Raw genomic sequence first — 18,093 nt, forward strand, 5'->3', positions numbered from 1 at the left:
GCCGCAAGACGCGGCGCATGAAAGGCTGTCTCCGGTAATCCTGCCGGAAGGAGTTTCGTCGCGGCGGGCTGCGCGGGGCGCTACCCATTTGAACGAGTCCAGCAGTCTGCGTGAGTCTTTGGGTGTGACCGGTTGTTCGTTAACCGATTTGTTCGATATACGAACTTGAATTCGCAGAATGAACAGATTACACCTGCGCGTCGGCGACGGTCAAGCCGACCGGGCGGTCGGCTAACCAGATTGTGCGATTAGCGCGCGCGGGTGACGGGCACACCCCGTGTGTAGGACGGGGCCGACATCACAATCGGCTCGCACTCGATATGGCCCGGGGGGTCGCACGGGCTATTGTGGAATCAGGCAAGGCAATACCCGCACAGCAGCCACCGGACCACCCGGCTGAGCAGGGCAGCCTGGCAACAAAGAACGAGGAGCCCGTCATGGCCACCGTCCATGTCCCGTTTTCATCCACGCCCCATGCAGTGACGCTTGCGCGCATCCTGCATGTCACGCAGCAGGCGTGGGGACTGAAACCCAGCAAGGATCAACTGCAATCGCCCGCGCCTGCCCCGGCTGGCGCCAACATGCCATCCCGCCCGCACCCGCTGTCGCGCCGCGTGCGCCTGGCCCGGGCAGCCGCCCGCGCATTTGAAGCGCAAGTGATGGCGATTCGTTGCCGCCAGGTATTCGTCGGCTGACGGGGAAACCCCGCCGCATTACGCGAGGGTCGCCACGCCCGTCAACAGTACCCGGCTGCCGCCAACCCCAGGGCGCACCTCCAACCGCACGTCGATGCGCTCACGCAATTCGGTGACGTGCGAAATGATCCCCACCAGCCGCCCTGCCTGCTGCAGCTCCAGCAGCGTACGGATGGCAAAGTCCAGGCTCTCGGGATCGAGCGTGCCAAAGCCTTCGTCGACAAACAGCGTATCGAGCTGGATGCCGCCGGCGCGCGACTGCACCACGTCGGCCAGCCCCAGCGCCAGCGACAACGACGCGAGGAAGCCCTCGCCGCCTGACAGCGTATTGGCCGGACGCGCCGCGCCGGTATCGTGGTCGAACACTTCGATATCCAGTCCGCCCGCACTGCGCTGGTCTGCCTGCTCGCGCACGCGCTGCAGCACATAGCGGCCGCGGCTCATCGCCAGCAAACGCGCCGACGCGGCTTCCAGCACCTCATCGAGCAGCGTGGCCAGCACGAAGCGCTGGAAGGTCATGCGGCGCGGGTTGTTGCCGTTGGCGACTTCGGCCAGCCGGCCCAGCACCGCGTAGCGTGCCTCGATGTCGCGCCCCTTCGCGTCCAGCTGCTGCAGGCGCAGCTGGCACTGCAGCAGCGTGTCGCGCGAACGGCCGCGCTCGGCCTGTTGCCGGACCAGGGCTTCCACCGCGGCGGCCGACGCATCGCGCGCTGCGCGCAGGCCGTCCAGATCCGGTGCGTCCAGCGCTTGCGCGGCGGCCTCGGCGCGTTCGCGCCAGTCGGCGGCTGTGGCCAGCTGGGTATCGAACGCGCGCAGCGTCGCGTCGAGCGCCTGCATGGCATCGTCGCCAAGACAGGCGGCCGCGTGGGCCGGCACATCGGCAAAGCCTTGCTGCGCGAGCGCCTTTGCAAGCACGGATTCGGCCTCGGCCAGGCGGTTAGACGCCTGGGCCTGGGCCTGCTGTGCCGAGACCAGTCCAGCCTGTGCCCCGGCCGCGTCCGCCGCAGCCTGGCGCTCGGCCGCCTGCGCAGCGGCCAGTGCCTGTTCCAAGGCGGCGAGCATAGCCTGCGCCTGCCGCAGGGCCTCGCCCAGCGCCACGGGGTCGCGTGAATCCTCGGGAACCTGCGCACTGTTGGCCTGCCATTCGCCACGGCAGTGGGCCAGCGCCTGGGCAGCGGCCTCGGCGCCGGCCGTGGCATCGCGGCTGGCGGCGTCCGCCGCTGCGAGCGCGGTGCGGCAGCTGACGATGGCGGCTTCGCGTTGCGCAAGGCTTGCCGCCGCTTGCCGGCCTTCGGCCAGTGCCGCTTCCAGTCCCGTGATCTCGGCTTTCAGCTTGCGGGCGGACTCGTCGCCGACCTCGCCCAGCGCCTGCGCCAGTTCGTCCAGCCGCTCGCGCGCCTGGGCAATGGCAGCTTGTGCCGCCTGGTGCTGGCCGGTGCAGCGCACCGCATGGGATTCAGCCTCGAGCGCGGCGTGGCGGGCCTGCTCCAGCGCCTGGTCCGACAGCGGCGCCGCCACGTGCTGCGCCGGTGCCGGGTGCGCGGTGCTGCCGCAGACCGGGCAGGCATCGCCCGCTGCCAGGCTTGCGGCCAGCCGCGCGGCCTGCCCGGCGCGCCAGGCGGCTTCCGCTTCGGCCAGCGCGGCGCGGCACTGCTCGCGCTGGCGCAGGGCTTGCTGTTCGGCAGCGGCGGCATTGGCCGCCTGTGCGTTCGCGGCATCCAGTGCCCGGACAGCTTGCTGATGACGGTCAAGCTGCCGCGCGCGTTCCTGCAACGCGGCCAGCTGCAACGCCGTGGCCTGTGCCTGCGCGGCAGCAAGCTGGCCTTGCGCCAGCGCGGACTCCGCGCCAACGGCATCGGCTTGCCGCGTGGCAAGCTGTGCGGCGGCGCGTTCGCGCGCGGTGGCGGCTGCCACCTGCCTGGCTTCGGCCGCCTGCAGCGCGGCCAGCTGCGCACCCAGCTGCTGCGCGCGCGGCAGCATGTCTGCCAGCTGCGAAACCCGCCTCTGCGCGGACTGGCGCGCTTCAGCGCGTGCCTTTTCGGCCTGCAAGGCGGCAGCCGCCTGCGTGGCCTGTTGCGCGGCGCGCGCCGCCTGCTCGCCAGACTGCGTCAAGGCAACGGCGCTGGCGGCCTGGTCGCGCTGCGCGGCTTGCCACGCCTGCAGTGCCGGCCTGACACGCGCGGCGCGCTGGGCGGCGTGCAGGCGCGCGCGCTCATGCTCCATGGCTGGCTGGCGCGCCAGCAGCGCCGCGTGCGCGGCCTGCGCCTGCTGGCGTTCCCGCAACCGCGCCGCCACCTGCTCGCCGGCACCCAGCGCCGCCTGCGCTGCGGCCAGCGTGGCCCGCGCGCCCTGTTCCTGCCCCTGCAGCGCCTGCAACTCGGCCTGCAAGGCCTCGATTCCCTCTGCCAGCGCCTGCGCCGATTCCACCCCAACCTGGCGCAGCGCTTCGTCGCGCTGGATGGTGATGCGCTCGGCATCGCGGCGGATGCCGGCGGCCTCGGCCTTCAGAAGCTCTTCCACACGCCGGTACAACTCGGTGCGGAACAGGCGCTCCAGAATGGCCTGGCGCGCCTGCGAACTGGCGGTCAGCAATTCACGGAAGCGCCCCTGCGGCAGCACGATCACCTGGCGGAACTGGGCACTGTCGAAACCCAGCAAGTCGCGCACGGCGTCGCTGACCCTGGCGGGCTGGCTGGCCTTGCTGATCCAGTCGTTGCCGTCATGCAGGTCCAGCTGGGCCTTGGCCGGCTCGGTCACCCAGCCCTCGCCGCGCTGCTTGGGCCGCTCCTGTACCGGCGAGCGCACCACGCGCCAGCGCTGCGCGCCCAGGCTGAACTCCAGCGTCACCTCGGTGCGCAGCGCGGGCGCGGCGTTGGCGCTGCGCATGGCCTGCGCACTGCGCTCGCCGCCGGAGGTATCGCCGTACAGCGCAAAGCAGATCGCGTCGAGCAGCGTGGTCTTGCCCGCGCCGGTGGGGCCATGGATCAGTACGAAGGCCTGCTCGCCCAGCCGCGTGAAATCGACCTGCTCGGTCGCGGCAAAGGGACCGAAGGCCTGCAGCGTCAAATGCAGCGGTCTCATGCCGACTCCCTGTCCGCGGCGGCGATCCCGGTCAGCACCTGGTCGAGCACGGCACGCTGGTCCGGTTCCAGCTCGGCATCCGCCACTTCGCGGAAGAAGTTGGCAAAGAGTTCGCCGGTACCCAGTTGCCGCAACTTGCGCCCGGCCTCCGAAGCCGTGCCGGTGCGCGCCAGCACCGTGCGTTCGATCGCGAGCGCATTGGGATAGACCTGCCGCAGCCTGGCCATCGGGTCCAGCAGCGCGCCCGTATCGGTGAGCCGCGCGTGGATGTAGTCATCGCGTTGCGGATCATCGACACCCGCCGCCAGCACCGCGGCCAGTTCGCCTTCGACCACGCGCACATCGCGCAGCGCCTGCAGCGGCACCGGCGTGATGGCGACCGCGCCGTCCGCGCCCAGTTCGATGCGCGACACCGACTTGTCGTGCGCGCACTCTGACAGCGAATACTTCAGCAGCGAGCCCGCATAGTGAACGCGCCCGCCGCCCAGCGTCTGGGGCCGGTGCAGGTGGCCCAGCGCCACCAGGTCAAAGCCGGCGAACAGGTCCGCGGCCACCGCGCCGCTGCCGCCCACCGACAGCGGCCGTTCCGATTCGCTTGCCGCGCCGCCCACCACGAAGGCATGGCCCACCACCACGGCACGCACGCCCGGCGGATGCACCGCGCGGATGGCATCGAGCTGCGCGCGCAGCGCGGCTTCATGCGATGGCAGGTCGGTGCCCATGGCATCGCGCACCACCGCCGGTTCCGCGTACGGCAGCGCGTAGATGCGCACCTCGCCGTGGGTGTCGTGCAGCGTCACGCAGGCCGCCTCGGCCAGCGTGCGGCCGGCCACGTGCAGGCCCTGCGCCCGCATCAGCCGCGCGCCGAATTCCAGCCGCTGCGCGCTGTCATGGTTGCCGGCGATCATCACCACCGGCACTCCGGTGTCGATGACGATGCGGCCCAGCACGTCGTCGAGCAAGGCCACTGCTTCAGGCGGCGGCACGGCGCGGTCGTAGACGTCGCCGGCGATCAGCACGGCATCGGGGCGTTCGGTGCGGACCAGTTCGACAAACTGGTCGAGGATATGGGCCTGGTCTTCCAGCAGGCTGCGCGCATGGAAGAGCCGGCCGAGATGCCAGTCGGCGGTGTGAAGGAAACGCAATCCGGGATCCGATAGATGCAAAGGCGAAACCCGCATCATAATGCGTTGCGACCTGACTGCCCGTTCAGCAACGGTTCAGGCGGGCGCGCGCATCATGCATGCAGTCGCCCCAAATTTGAAATTTTCGGAGAACGCACATGAAACGCATCCTGACCGCCACTGCCCTGACCCTTGTGCTGGGACTGGCCGCCGCCGGCGCCAGCGCCCAGTACACCGGCCCGTCGGCCGTCCCGGTGATGACCGTTAAGGCGCTGCAGGCAGATGGCAAGGACGACCAGCAGGCCGTGCTGCGCGGCAAGATCATCAGCAGCGTCGGCGACGAGCGCTACCTGTTCTCGGACGGCACCGGCCAGATGAAGGTGAAGATCAAGGCCAAGCTCTGGCCGGCACAGAAGCCGGTGGATGCGCAGACCACGGTGGAACTGGTCGGCGAATACGACAAGGAGCTGATCGGCGAATCGCACTTCGACGTGAAGGAGATCCGCCTGCCCTGAGGCGTGTCCTGATGCGCGTGTTCTGAGCCGTGCAGTCAGACCGGCTCGGCCTCGCTGTCGGCGATCTGGTACTTGCGCATCTTTTCCCACAGCACCTTGCGGCTGATGCCCAGGCTTGCCGCCGTGTCCTGCCGCCGCCAGCCATTGGCATCGAGCGCGGCCAGGATGCGGCGGCGCTCTTCCGTATCGGCACGCAGGTCGTTGCGCTCGCCGCCATCGAACGCACCCGGATGCAGCGAGCGGAACAGCGGCCGGATGCGCTCTTCGTCCCAGTGCCCGGTCTGCTGCACGGTGATGCCCACACGCTCGGCCAGGTTGCGCAGCTCGCGCACATTGCCGGTGAAATAGGCGGTGCCAACCGCGCCCTTGAGCCAGTCAGGCATCGGCGGCAGCGCGTCGAAGCCGGATTCCCCCAGCATATGGCGCAGGAAGGACTGCAGCAGTGCCACCTTGTCGGCCTGGCCACGCTCTTCCAGGCTGGGGATGCGCATCTCGATCACCGCCAGGCGGAAGAACAGGTCGGCGCGGAAACGCCCCTGTCGCACCGCGTCGCGCAGGTCCTTGTTGGTCGCCGCCACCAGCCGGAAATCCAGCTTGACCGCCAGGGTCGATCCCAGCCGGGTGATCACGTTCTCTTCCAGCACGCGCAGCAGCTTGACCTGCTGGAACAGCGGCAGGTCGCCGATTTCATCGAGAAACAGCGTGCCGCCGTTGGCCTGCTCGAAATAGCCACGGTGCGCGAACGAGGCGCCGGTGAACGCGCCCTTGGCATGGCCGAAGAACTGCGACTCGAACAAGCCGTCAGGGATCGCACCGCAGTTGACCGCGACGAACGGCCCCTTTCCGTAGGTGCCATTGCGCTCATGGAACAGGCGCGCGATGCGTTCCTTGCCCGCGCCGGTTTCGCCATACAGCATCACGTTGCTGCCGAAGTCGGCGAAGGTTTCCACATGCTGCAGCAACTGGCGCATCGCCGGCGAGCCGGCCACCAGATCGGCCTCGCGCTCGCCGGGCGCGTCCGTGGCCAGCAGTTGCGGCAGCAGCTTGCCGATCTGGCTGCGCAGGTCGGCGCCGGTGAAGTCATCGGCAAGAATATGCGCGTACTCCGGCGGAAAGCGCCCGGGATCGGCCTCGCGGCCGGGGCCTGCCACCCAGATCACCGGCATGCCGTGCGCGGCCTCCCAGTCCAGCGAAAAGCGCGCCGCGCCGATCACCGACACGCTGATCACCGCGATGCAGGGCTTCAGGCGCGGCTCGGCAGGCAAGGCTTCGAGTGCGCCGGCGCGGATCACGTCCACGCCCAGCGGCGCCAGGAAACGCGTGACGCGGTCGGCGATCTCGTACTTGCCTTCCCACACGTAGACTTCAAGGTTTTCGTAGGCCCAGCGGTCTGTCTTCATTCGATTTCTGCCATCAGGCGGTTTGGCGCAATCATGGCTCAGTACACCAGTTCGGCATTGTTGCAGTCGATGCTGTGGACCCAGAGGTCGGCGGTGCCTAGCTGGATGCCGAGGCTGGCGAGCAGCGGCGGGATCAATGCGTCGAGCGCTGCCCCGACCGGCGCGAGTAGCGGGCCGAGATCAATGGGCACACTAAGGATGCCCAGCAGCCTGGTCCGCACCTTCAGGGCCAGCACTTGCGAGAACAACCCGCCAAACGGATCGGCGGTACCAACTTGCGCATGCCCGCCCGGTGCCAGCGTGACCTCCTGGCCAGCCGTGCTGCCATAGCGTGGGACGTCCGTGGCAATCACGTCCGCAATGTCGAACAGCCCCAGCTTAGCCTGGCCGAGCACCACATCGCTACCCGTGCAGCCATCGGTGAGGCACGCCGTGACGAGACCACTTCTGACGTGCATCGTGGCACGGCGGTCCCCAGGATTTGCCGCGCATTGCAGCTTGGTCAGGTCGGCGGTGGCGTTGGCCACATCGAGATAGAGCGGCACGTTCAAGTTGGCGTCCAGTACCGGTTTCAGGATATTTGAGGTGATCTGGAGCATCAGGGTCAGTTTTACCTGGGATGAGCTTGCGGTCGTTTGCCAGGCGTCCGGGTTGCTGGAGAGCTGTCGCGCCGGACCTGCCGCCGTCACCGGCGGCTCGATCACGCGCAGGTTGGCGCTGATGCCCCCCAGGCCAAGCGGGAGATTGGGTATGTTCAGTGGCAGGGCAACTGCCGTATCCCCTCGCGCCACCTGCGCGGAGGCGAGCAGCAACTGCGCCACGTTCAGGCCCACCTCCACCGCCGACGATGCCGCAGGCGCCATCAAACCAAGATCAAGCAGCCTGGCCAGTGACACCGTAGCCGCCGCCCCGCTGGCCCCGAGCGCGGTTGGCGGGCTGCCCAGCATCGTCGTCAGCAGCGCGTCGCGGCCAGCGGCGCCAAGCACCAGCGCATAGAAATCACGCAGATTCAATGAAGTGTTCAACAGCTGGTCCACCGTGCCGACACCCGCTTTGAGCCGCAACTGGTCCAGCGTCACGGTGGTATTGACCAGTCCCTGCCAGTCCACCAACGACAAGCTCACCGTATTGCCCAGCAACACACTCAGCATGCTGTTGGCGGTGGAGACGTCCAGCAACCCAGTACCCAGCGAAAACGCCGCCACCGGCGGACTGCCGCTGGCAATCGCTTCAGCAAACAGCTGCCGGCCGCTGCCGCCGTCGATCACGAACAGGATTGGCACGGTCTGCGTTGCCTGCACGCGCACGGCATTGGGCGAGACCTTGGTTGCTTCATACGTAGCGCTGAAATGCTTCGGCCCGCCGCTCGCCGGATCCCACACGCCAAGACAGGCAGTCATGGCATCCGCGCCGCCACCGGTGGCATCGCCGCAACCCATTGCAATGCCCGACGGATACCCGTTCTTCGCACCGATATTCCTGACCGTACCCAGCACAGCGGCGTTCAGATTCGCCGCGCTATCAGCTCGCTTGAGTTGCTGTGCCGCCGACATCGCGGCCAGGTCCACCACGTTCTGCAACTGCCGCTGGCGCATGAACACATGCCCCACGTCGATCGACACCAGCGCGGCGATCGCCACGGTGGCGATCAGCAGCGCCGCCATCACACTGATGGCGCCGCGTGCGGATCGAGGTGCCCGGCGCGGCCGCGGCTGGCGCAAGCTCATTTGCCGCCCAGCATCTGGCCGGCGGAGCCGGCGCGCGCGGTGCTGGCGTTGGCCTGCCCCGTGTAGAACTCCGGCAGCGCGAAGCGGAAGCTGTTCAGGTAGCGCTCATAGCCCAGCGCGGCCTGCTCGCCGTGCATCGGCAGCATGGGGCCAGCCTGCGTGCCTTCGCGCTGGATGGCAAGGATGGCGCGCGTGTCGGCACCGATCTCGCGTTGCGCCGGGCTGCCTGCCGGCATGCCGGTGGCGGCGGCCTCGGTCGTGGCACGGTCGGTCTGCGCCTGCGCGGCGGGCGCCAGCATCAGCAGGCAGAGCGCGGGGATGGCAATGCGGAACATGGCGGTCATGGGGTAGCCCCTGCGGTTGCGGCCACGGCCGCCACCGAGGTGGCCGGTGCGGTGGTGGCGGGTTTCGATGGCGCCCGCGCTGCCGGCGCAGGACGGGCCGCTGCGCGGTCGCGCGCCGCGGTGGCGCGGGCGATGCGGTCGGCTTCCTTGCGGATGGCGCTGCGCGTGGCTTCGGGCAGCGCGGCCTTTTGCATCATGGCGTTGGCCTGCGCGCGCTTGCCGTCGGCGATCAGCCACACCACGGCGTTGCTGATCACACGCGGATTGCGCGCGTCCAGTTCCAGCGCCTGCATCACCGGCACGCGCGCGTCCTGCAGCGCGCCGGCGCGCATCAGCGCGTAGCCCAGGTCGCCGGAGATGCGCGGATTGACGGGGTCGAGCGCGGCGGCCTGGCGCAGCTCTGTAACGGCGCGCGCAAAGTCATCCTGGCGCCCCGCCAGCAGGCCGAGCCCGTGGTGCGCATGCGCGGCCTGCTCGCCTTGCGACGTCGCTGCAAGTTGCTGGTAAGCATCGGTGGCGGCCTTGTCCTGCCCGGTCTCGCGCAGCGCATCGGCGCGCATCGCCTGGATCTCCGGGCCGGCGCCGAAGCGCTTCACGTAGACCTCGATATGCGCCAGCGAGGCGAAGTAAAGCCCGTCCTGCTGCATCTTGCGGATCAGGCCCAGGTAGACCGCCTGCTCGCTGTATTCGGCGCGCGCGGTCTTGTCGCGCAGCTTGGCCAGTTCCACCTGCGCCTCGGCCTGGTCATGCATGGCCGCGGCCCCGTTCTGATTGGCGGCGCAGCCAGACAGCGCCGCCAGCAGCAGGCACGCCGCCGTTTTCGAGATCCGGCCCAGCGCCGGACCGACTGAGCGCGTCATCGCGTCCCTCCCATATGTGCCAGCATGCGGATCACCCCGAGGAAGCCGGGGCCCGCGGTCAGGATCAGCAGCACCGGCAGCAGGCTCACCACCATCACCGCGGTCATCTTGACCGTGAGCCGGCCGATCTCATCCTTCAAGCGCGATTTGCGCGCCTCCTGCATGCGCAGGCCGAACTGGCGCAGCGGCTCCTGCACCGCGCCGCCGTGCTTGTCCACCTGCGTCAGCAGCGTGATCAGGCTCTTCAGGTCTTCACTGTCGAACAGCCGGCCGATGCGCAAGAGCGTCTGTTCGCGCGAGCGTCCCGAGGCAAACTGCTGGTTGGCGCGTGCCAGCTCCGGCCCCAGCACGCGCAGCATGCTGCCGAACTCGGCCACGATCACCTGCAGGCTCTGGTCGATCGACAGGCCCACGCCCTGCAGCAGGCGCAGCATGTCGATCAGCACCGGCAGCTCGTCATCGACCATGCGCAGGCGCGCCGCGGCACGGCGGCGCAGGTGCCACTTGGGGGCCAGGTAGGCCAGCGCAAACGTGCCGAAGCCCCACGCGACGATGGCAAAGGCGCCCGCGCCCACGTGCCAGAGCATGGCGGCGAGCGCCAGGGCCGACGGCAACCCCAGCCGCAGCACGCCAAACAGCATGCGCGACTGCGGCCCGTACCATCCACATTGCTCCAGCAACTGCTGGTCTTCCGGCGTCACCACCGCGCGCCCGAGGCGCGAATCCAGCCAGTGGGCATTGATGCGCTCGCCCACGCGCGCGCCCAGTTGTGCCCCGATTGCGGTAGCCGCCCCGCCCCGGCCCTGCGGCGCGGCGGCACCGGCCTTTGCCGCAGCCTGGGTGCCCGACGCGGCGGGGACGGCGGCGTGGGCGGCCTGGGCGGCTTCCGCCGCGCGCTGCCGCGCCAGCGCGCCGTCGATGGTGCGCGCCGACAGCCGGCGCTGGCGCCAGTCGCGCAACAGCGGCAGCGTCAGTACGCCCACGCCGCAGGCGGCGGCCAGCAGGCTGAGCGAAATCAGTGTCAGGCGGTCCATGTTGGCTCTTGTCTGCGTGCTGGCATGCCGCTCAGATCGACTTGGCCAGCCGGTACAGCATGAAGGCCCCGGCAATTTCCAGCGCCAGGGCCGACAGCAGCATCGTCTTGCCGGTGGGATCCTTCCACATCATCAAGATGTAGCCCGCGTTCAGCATGAACAGGCCGCCGGCCACCACCAGCGGCAGCAGCCCCAGGATCCACGCCGACAGCCGGGTCTCGGCCGACAGCGCCATCAGCTCGCGCTGGGCCTGTTCGCGGTCGCGCATAAAGGCGGCGGTGCGCTCCATCACCACATCGGCGCGGCCGCCGTAGCGCACCGACAGGCGCAGCACGGAAGCCACCAGCACCAGTTCCTCGACCTTGTACACGCGCCCGACCTGCAGCACCGCCTGGTCCAGCTCCTTGCCGGCGCGCTGCAGGTGCACGGCCTGCACCAGGCATTGGCGCAGCGGCGCCTCGGTATTGGCGATCGAATTCTGGAACGCCGCCGGCACGCTGCTGCCGATCGTCATCAGCCGCACCACGCCGTCCAGGAACCCGGGCAGTTGCGACAACAGCTTCTTGTGCAGGCGGCGCACGCGGTTCCAGGCCGCGAACGCCGCCACGGCCAGCGCCACGATCAGGGCCGACACCGCGCCCAGCCATTGCCCCGCCACCGCGCCGGCCAGCGTGCACAGCACCACCGGCGTGATCCAGACGATGGCGGTACGGCGCGTCGGCGCCAGGTCGGCACGCCGCAGGAAGTCGTCCCAGCGGCGGCGCAGGTCGCGTGTGGGCAGTTGCAGCGCCGGATCCGGCGCCTGCGCATAGCGCAGGCGCACCTGCTCGGTCTGCGCCTGCAGGAAGGCCTGCTGCTGCTCGCGGCGCGCACGCGCCTGTGCGCTGGCCAGCAGCAGCAGGCCCAGGCCGGTGATGACCAGGGCCGTGGCGGCGAGCAGCAGCGTGGCGCTAGACATCGAAGCGGTCGTCCAGCATGAAGCCCGGTCCGCGCATGCGTGCCAGCTTGGGCGAGTGCGGCAGCAGGCCGAGCGAGAGCCAGCGGTCGGTCTCGGTACCGTCCGGGTTCACGTAGGGCTCGTGACGGTACAGCTCCTGGGTGGAAATGATGTTGTCGCCCAGCCCGGTGATCTCGGTGATCGAGACGATGCGGCGCTTGCCGTTGGAAAGCCGCGCGATCTGCACGATAAAGTCGATGGCGTTGGCAATCTGCCGGCGCAGGCTCGCCTCGCTGCCCTGGAAGCCGGCAAAGCCGGCCAGCATCTCCAGCCGGTACAGGCATTCGCGCGGGCTGCTGGCGTGGATGGTGCCCATCGAACCATCGTGGCCGGTGCTCATCGCCTGGAGCATCTCCAGCACCTCGCCGCCGCGCACTTCACCCACGATGATGCGGTCCGGGCGCATGCGCAGGCTGTTGCGCAGCAGGTCACGGATCGACACCACGCCGGTGCCCTCGAAACCGCCGGGACGGCTTTCCAGCCGCACCACGTGCGGGTGGTTCAGCGCCAGCTCGGCGGTGTCCTCGATGGTGATGACGCGCTCGGTGGTCGGCACGAAGGTGGCCAGCGCATTGAGCAGCGAAGTCTTGCCCGAGCTGGTGCCGCCGCTCACCAGGATATTGCAGCGCGCCTGCACCGCGGCCTGCAGCAGGTCGCAGATCTCGGGGCTCATGGTGCCCAGCCCCTGCAGGTCAGCAGGCGTCATCGGGTCCTTGCGGAACTTGCGGATCGACACCACTGGACCCTCCAGCGCCAGCGGCGGGATCACCACGTTGATGCGGCCGCCGTCGGGCAGGCGCGCATCGACCATCGGGTTGGACTCGTCCAGCCGCCTGCCGATCGGCGCCAGGATGCGGCGCACGATGCGCAGCAGGTGGCCGCTGTCGGTAAAGCGCACCGGGATGCGCTCCAGCACGCCGTGGCGCGACACGTAGACGTCAAGGTGGCCGTTGACCAGGATGTCTTCCACCGCGGGGTCGTTGAGCAGGTCTTCGATCGGGCCGAAGCCGGCCAGCTCCTTGGTCAGCGCCTCGGCAATCTGGCGCAGCTCGGCCTCGTTGATGGGGATGCGGCGCAACCGGGTAAAGCTCTCCAGTTCCAGGTCGACAAAGCGCTGGATCGCGGTACGCGACCAGCGGCCGAACTCTGCGCCGAGCTCTTCGATGCGGGTCAGCAGGTGCTCGTGCGCCGCTTCCTTGATGTTCTGGAATTCCTGCGAGACCGGAAACGGTGCGGGGGCGTTGTCGGAGAATTCAATCGCTTGCGTCATGTCAGGTTCCAGTGCGTGCCACGCGCACCGCGCGCAGCGCCTCAGGCAGTTTGTCCTTCATCCGCGCCAGCAGGCTGGTTTCCCTGGCCTGCGCCGCGCGGTAGCCCAGTCGTGCCAGCAGGTCGGCCAGGGCGCGCACATAGGGGTCGTGCGGATCGTCGTCGGCCAGCACCGCGCCGCGGTTCATGGCCAGCACCAGCGGTGCGCGGCTGTCGGGCAGCGTGCCCACCGACTGCACACCCACGCGGTGCGCGATCTGCGCGGCATCCACGCCCAGGCGCGCATCGAAGCGCGACACCAGCAGGTGCAGGTCGTCGCGCTCCACCTCGCGCGCGCGCAGCTCATGCACCAGCTCCGCGGCCGAAACGATCGCGCCCACGCTCTGGTCGGCCACCAGCACCACGCTGTCGGCGGCCTTGACGATCTGCGCGGTGAACTCGGCATTGCCGAAGCCGCCCAGGTCGATGATCTGCATGTCGAAGAACGCGCGCAGCCGCTCCAGCAGGCTGATGGCTTCGGAGTAAGAGATGTCGCGCAGCTCGCCCAGCGCCGCGGGCAGCGGCAGCACGCATACGCCGTTGCCGTGGCGTGTCAGCGCGGTCTGCACGAAGACCTGGTCGAAGCGGCGCAGGTTGCGCACCGCCTCGACAAAGTGGAAGCCCGGACTCAGGTTCAGGTACAGCGCGCCGTCGCGCGCCGGCAGGCCCAGGTCCAGCAGCAGCACTTCGGCGCGCGCGTCAGTCTTTTCATTCAGTGGCAGGTGGCGGCGTGCCGCCGCGGCCAGGTTCACGGCCAGGCTGGTCACGCCCACGCCGGGGCGCGCGCCCAGCAGCGCCACGATCTTGCCCTGGCGCGCCGACTCGGCCTGGCGCACCTGCTCGCCCGGCACGGCCAGGCGCTTGACCACGGCCTCGGCATCGGCCGGCGCGTCGCGCAGGTCGATAAAGTCCTTCACGCCCACGCGCAGCGCCGCCAGCATGATGCCGGGCTCGTCGGCATGGCCCACCGCGACCAGCGGCAGGCCCGGGAAGAGCCGCAGCAGCTGCTCGCCCAGCCGCGCCGACGCGCCGGCCAGTTCCGTCGAGAAGTGCAGGAACACCAGCCCCGGGCGCAGCTGGGCCACGCGCTCGAGAAAGGCTTCCTGCGCGCCGCCTTCGGCCACCAGCGTGCCCAGCCCGCCCAGGACCTTGCCCAGCCAGTCCTTCACTTCGTCCTGCGTTGCGTGCAACAGAAAATAATCCATCTCTCCGCCTCAAGCTGTTGGCCATGCCTGCCGGCACGGCCGGCGGCTATTTTGAGAAACCCGGCAAAGTCGGGTCCGCGTATTCGCCCAGCACATACCAGCCCCATACATTGGGGTTGCCGTTGGTGCGGCCATCGGCACCAACGGCTTGCGCCGCCGGCGCGCCCTTGGCCAGCGGCTTCACCAGGCGCGGCGTGACCACGATCATCAGCTCACGGTCTTCCTGGTGGAAATTCAGGTTCTTGAAGAAGGCACCGATCACCGGCAGGTCGCCCAGCACCGGGACCTTGTTGACGTTGCTGACGGTGTTGCGGCTGACCAGCCCGCCGATCACGAAGCTCTCGCCGTCACCCAGTTCCACCGTGGTGTCGGCGCGCCGCGTGACGATGGCGGGCACCACCGCGCCATTGATCGAGATGCCGCGCGAGGGGTCGAGGTCGCTCGCCTCCGGCGCCACCTTCAGCGCGATGCGGTCGGCCGACAGCACCGTGGGCGACACCGTCAGCCCGATGCCGAATGGCTTGAACTGGATCGTGGTCGTGCCCAGCGCCTGCGGCACCGGGATCGGGATCTCGCCGCCGGCCAGGAAGCTGGCACTCTGGCCGGACAGCGCCACCAGGCTGGGCTCGGCCAGCACGCGCGCCAGGCCGTTGGCCTCCAGCAGGCTGATATTGGCGAAGATACCGTGTGTCAGCGACGCGGCCACCAGGTTGAAGGCATTGCTCATCGGCGACGCGATGTCGGCACTGAAACTGCCCGGTGCGCCGCCGCTGCCGGGCGTAAAGGTGAACTTGTTCAGCGTCGATGGCGAGAACGTGCCGAAGGCAAAGCCGGAGTTGTTGCGGAAGAAGTTGATACCGACTTCCTTGAGCACGGTCTTGCTGATCTCCACCACCTTGACGTCGACCTGCACGGTACCGGAGAGCGGCACGGTAGAGCGATCCACCACCAGGCCGGGCTTGCCATCGGTCTTGCCGGTGGTGGCCGCGCGCGCCGCTGCCTGCGCGCGCGCCGCGGCATAGGCATCGGGCGACTGCCCGGTGATGGTGGCACCGGCGGCGGAATAGCCAAGCTTGGCGCCATCGGCATCGGGCGCGATGGCATCGACCTGCACGTTGTAGGTCAGCGGCTCGGCGCCGCCGCGCGTCCACACCATCACGTCGGTCACGCCAGGTTGCTTGGCCACCAGCAGCACGCTGGGGGCACCGCGCGTGCGCAGCACCAGCGCGTCGGCCACCGCCGGGTTGCCCACCGCGACGCGTTCCACCGGTTGCGCGCTGCGGATCTCTTTCTGCGCGCCGGCCAGCAGGCGCAACTGGCGCGCGTTCACGGCTTCCTGCGCCTGTGCGCGCGGCGCCAGTGCGCACCACGCGGTAGTGGCCAGCATCGCGGCCAGCGCGAGTTGCATCAGCCTGCGGCGCAGGGCCGTCGAATGGGCTGGTTTCTTCTGGATATGCATAAAGTCGGCGCCCACGTTCTTATTCGATCTCGCGCTTGCCCGCGCGAATGACTTCCACGCCTGCGCTTTGTCTCGCCTGGGCTGGCGCGGGCGGCGCGGCAACCTGCAGCGGCCGCGGCGCCGGCGCTGCCACCGGCGCGCGCGGGGCAGAGGCGCCGGCGGGGGCGGCCAGGCCGGACAGCATCACGCCGGCCATGGCCTTGTCGGGGGCCGCGCGCGGCGCTTCGGCGGGAACGCCGGCGCGCGCGGCCAGCGCGGGCGGGGGTTCGGCAAACATGCCGTCGCTGGGCATGGCTTCGTCCTGCGGATTGCGCAGCGCCAGCAGCAGGCGCCCGGACTGCTGCGCCATCGCCAGCCGGCTGACCTGCTCCAGCGGCACCGACAGCACCGCGGTCTTGGCGCCCTCCTGTCGCGCCATCATCTGTTCCGGCTTGGCGTTCTGCGGCCGGTTGACCGAGGCGACGCCGTAGGCCAGCACGCGCAGGCGCGACAGCAGCATGCGCGCCTGGCTTTCCGGGATCTCCTGCTGGTCGCGGCGCAGCACCAGGAAGACATCGACATAGTCGCCCGGCTGCACCTGGTTGCCGACGCCGATGACTTCATCGACTGACACGGCCACCGCGCGTTCGCCCTCCCGCACCTGCGTGGCCAGGCCAGCCAGCAACTGGCTTTCGAGCACCGGCACGTTGGCGCCAAGCGCCACCAGCGGCACCTGCCCGGTCACGCGTGCCACCTCGCTGTAGGCGCCGGTGGGATCGATCGGGAGCATCTCGACCTTGAGCGCCTCGGCGGCAAGCGGCTTGCCCGCCTCCACCGCTTGCGTGGTCACCACCACTGCGTGCAGCGGTTTGGCGGATGTCGATGCCGCGGGCGCCTGTGCCGGCTGGCGGCCCACTTGCCACGCCAGCAGCGCAAGCAGCAGCGCCAGGCCAAGCAGCACCACCGCCAGAAGTCGGATCTGCTTGCTGGTCATGCGGGATTCCTTTGGATGGGCATGGCGTGGGGGCGTTGGGGCATGGCGGCTCAGATATCAGGAGAAAGCTGGACCATTGCCGAGCCTGACAGCGTTGCAGGGACCGGGACCATCGGCACGGCGGGGAGGATGTTGGTGGTGGGAAGGTTCAGCGTAACCTGCACGCAGACATCGGTGGAGCCGGATGCACAGGGCACTGCCTGCGCAACGTTGCCGGTGGACAGCAAATTCCTGATGGATGTGGGAAGCGTGCCGCGCGCCATCGCAGCCGCTGCATCGACGCGCGCGCCTTGCGTGGCCGCGAGGCCTGAGCCGGAAACGCCCGCTGGATAGCGCAGCGCAGCGCGCGCGCCTTCTTCGGCGGCCAGCGTCAGCACCTGTTGCAGCGCCAGCATCACACCGTAGTAGACGATGCCGATCACGATGGCGAGCAGCACCGGCGCCACGATCGCAAACTCGATCGCAGCGCTGCCGGCGCCGTGGCGGCGCCGGTTTATCCCCCTGTTGACCCTTGCGTGCAACAACATCTGAAACCCCGGTCCCTTGGTGTTCTTTCGCGCCGACCGGCGGCGCAGCCTGCTTGCCACTAGCCTGTCCGGCTAATGGCCCGCAGCCATCCAGGCCAGCACGCCCACGGCCAGGTACGCGGCATATGGAATGCCGCGCGCCCGCGAAAACTGCGCCGTAGGAATAGGTCCGCTGTCCTGGTGATCGATGGCTTGACTTGTAGCCGGCGCGCGACCGCCCAGTGCAAGCGCCAGCAGCGCGTGCACCAGCCCGAGCAGGTTGCCGACGACCCATGCCAGTACCAGTCCTTGCGGCCCGGTGAACAACCCCGCCACGACCAGGAACTTGACGTCACCCGCCGCCATCTGCCCGAGGGCATATACCGGCAGTGTGACCGCAAGGCCCAGCCCGGCGCCGATCAGGCGCGTGGTTAGCGGCAGTTCCATGCCCTGTCCGGCGAGCAGTGACAGCCCGAGGGCCAGCACGGCAGCCGCCAGCAAGGCGTTGGGAACGCGCCGGTGGAGGAAGTCTGTGTAGAGGGTCGCCGCGCAGAGGAGCGCGGCAATCACGCCGGTCTTATGGTTTCGGCTTTACTTGAACCATCCCGAAACCGTGACCGAAAGCCGATCGAAGCTGGCGTTAAGCTCGGTGCCGAGTTTGCCAGCGCCGACGGCAATCGCCAGAGCAACAAGCCCGACGATCAGGCCATATTCGATAGCCGTCGCTCCGCGCTCATCCTTAATAAAGCGTGCAATGAGTCGTTTCATGATTTCCACTCCCGAAGTGATCTGTTGCCGCGATCACGCTTCCCCCGTTCGATTATCACGGTGCTCTGTGGCCCGCTCTTTTATCGACTTTTCACGC

17 protein-coding genes are annotated in these 18,093 nt (G+C 69.0%); 2 read left to right on the plus strand and 15 right to left on the minus strand.

Features of this window, described 5'->3' with window-relative positions:
* Positions 1 to 437: 437 nt before the first annotated feature.
* Positions 438 to 695: a hypothetical protein gene (locus tag AC3WRI_RS24985; RefSeq protein WP_010809829.1), complete on the plus strand. Its 258-nt coding sequence runs from the start codon at positions 438 to 440 to the stop codon at positions 693 to 695.
* Positions 696 to 713: 18 nt separating this feature from the next.
* Here the strand turns inward: AC3WRI_RS24985 and AC3WRI_RS24990 are convergent, their stop codons facing one another.
* A complete protein-coding gene (locus AC3WRI_RS24990) occupies positions 714 to 3,776 on the minus strand; it encodes an AAA family ATPase (RefSeq protein WP_058698575.1) in 3,063 nt (1,020 codons plus the stop codon).
* On the minus strand, positions 3,773 to 4,921 hold the full coding sequence (locus AC3WRI_RS24995; RefSeq protein WP_439669590.1) for an exonuclease SbcCD subunit D: 1,149 nt from the start codon (positions 4,919 to 4,921) through the stop codon (positions 3,773 to 3,775). The genes AC3WRI_RS24990 and AC3WRI_RS24995 overlap by 4 nt, the downstream gene beginning before the upstream one ends.
* 137 nt (positions 4,922 to 5,058) lie before the next feature.
* Here AC3WRI_RS24995 and AC3WRI_RS25000 point away from each other — a divergent pair, with 137 nt between their 5' ends.
* Entirely contained in the window at positions 5,059 to 5,415 is a 357-nt protein-coding gene (locus tag AC3WRI_RS25000; protein ID WP_010809826.1) for a YgiW/YdeI family stress tolerance OB fold protein, read from the plus strand.
* Positions 5,416 to 5,450: 35 nt separating this feature from the next.
* Here the strand turns inward: AC3WRI_RS25000 and AC3WRI_RS25005 are convergent, their stop codons facing one another.
* The 13 genes from AC3WRI_RS25005 to AC3WRI_RS25065 form a co-directional block, all read right to left on the minus strand.
* A complete protein-coding gene (locus AC3WRI_RS25005; RefSeq protein WP_011616405.1) occupies positions 5,451 to 6,815 on the minus strand; it encodes a sigma 54-interacting transcriptional regulator in 1,365 nt (454 codons plus the stop codon).
* A 38-nt stretch (positions 6,816 to 6,853) separates the two neighbouring features.
* Positions 6,854 to 8,542 (minus strand): TadG family pilus assembly protein, encoded by a 1,689-nt coding sequence (locus AC3WRI_RS25010; RefSeq protein WP_011616404.1) that lies wholly within the window; start codon positions 8,540 to 8,542, stop codon positions 6,854 to 6,856.
* A complete protein-coding gene (locus AC3WRI_RS25015) occupies positions 8,539 to 8,886 on the minus strand; it encodes a DUF3613 domain-containing protein (protein WP_011616403.1) in 348 nt (115 codons plus the stop codon). The genes AC3WRI_RS25010 and AC3WRI_RS25015 overlap by 4 nt, the downstream gene beginning before the upstream one ends.
* The gene (locus AC3WRI_RS25020) at positions 8,883 to 9,746 is read right to left on the minus strand and encodes a tetratricopeptide repeat protein (protein WP_010809822.1); all 864 of its coding nucleotides are present in this window, start codon (positions 9,744 to 9,746) and stop codon (positions 8,883 to 8,885) included. Before AC3WRI_RS25020 ends, AC3WRI_RS25015 begins: the two co-directional genes overlap by 4 nt.
* Positions 9,743 to 10,780, minus strand: a complete 1,038-nt coding sequence (locus AC3WRI_RS25025) for a type II secretion system F family protein (protein WP_011616401.1) — start codon at positions 10,778 to 10,780, stop codon at positions 9,743 to 9,745. The genes AC3WRI_RS25020 and AC3WRI_RS25025 overlap by 4 nt, the downstream gene beginning before the upstream one ends.
* Before the next feature lie 31 nt (positions 10,781 to 10,811).
* Positions 10,812 to 11,738, minus strand: a complete 927-nt coding sequence (locus tag AC3WRI_RS25030) for a type II secretion system F family protein (protein WP_492294275.1) — start codon at positions 11,736 to 11,738, stop codon at positions 10,812 to 10,814.
* The gene (locus tag AC3WRI_RS25035; protein ID WP_010809819.1) at positions 11,731 to 13,047 is read right to left on the minus strand and encodes a TadA family conjugal transfer-associated ATPase; all 1,317 of its coding nucleotides are present in this window, start codon (positions 13,045 to 13,047) and stop codon (positions 11,731 to 11,733) included. Before AC3WRI_RS25035 ends, AC3WRI_RS25030 begins: the two co-directional genes overlap by 8 nt.
* A gap of 1 nt (position 13,048) precedes the next feature.
* Positions 13,049 to 14,290, minus strand: coding sequence for a CpaE/TadZ family protein (locus AC3WRI_RS25040; RefSeq protein ID WP_010809818.1), 1,242 nt, complete (start codon positions 14,288 to 14,290; stop codon positions 13,049 to 13,051).
* 46 nt (positions 14,291 to 14,336) lie between these two features.
* Positions 14,337 to 15,749 (minus strand): type II and III secretion system protein family protein, encoded by a 1,413-nt coding sequence (locus AC3WRI_RS25045; RefSeq protein ID WP_011616399.1) that lies wholly within the window; start codon positions 15,747 to 15,749, stop codon positions 14,337 to 14,339.
* 19 nt (positions 15,750 to 15,768) lie between these two features.
* On the minus strand, positions 15,769 to 16,722 hold the full coding sequence (gene cpaB / locus AC3WRI_RS25050; RefSeq protein WP_011616398.1) for a Flp pilus assembly protein CpaB: 954 nt from the start codon (positions 16,720 to 16,722) through the stop codon (positions 15,769 to 15,771).
* A gap of 50 nt (positions 16,723 to 16,772) precedes the next feature.
* Complete coding sequence (locus AC3WRI_RS25055) at positions 16,773 to 17,249, minus strand: TadE/TadG family type IV pilus assembly protein (protein WP_010809815.1); 477 nt, start codon at positions 17,247 to 17,249, stop codon at positions 16,773 to 16,775.
* Between the two features lie 72 nt (positions 17,250 to 17,321).
* On the minus strand, positions 17,322 to 17,798 hold the full coding sequence (locus AC3WRI_RS25060; RefSeq protein ID WP_041687902.1) for a prepilin peptidase: 477 nt from the start codon (positions 17,796 to 17,798) through the stop codon (positions 17,322 to 17,324).
* A gap of 21 nt (positions 17,799 to 17,819) precedes the next feature.
* Positions 17,820 to 17,996 carry a Flp family type IVb pilin gene (locus tag AC3WRI_RS25065; protein WP_010809813.1) on the minus strand — a complete coding sequence of 59 codons (177 nt, stop codon included), beginning with the start codon at positions 17,994 to 17,996 and terminating at the stop codon, positions 17,820 to 17,822.
* Positions 17,997 to 18,093: the final 97 nt, after the last annotated feature.

The organism is Cupriavidus sp. FW305-27 (assembly GCF_058787995.1).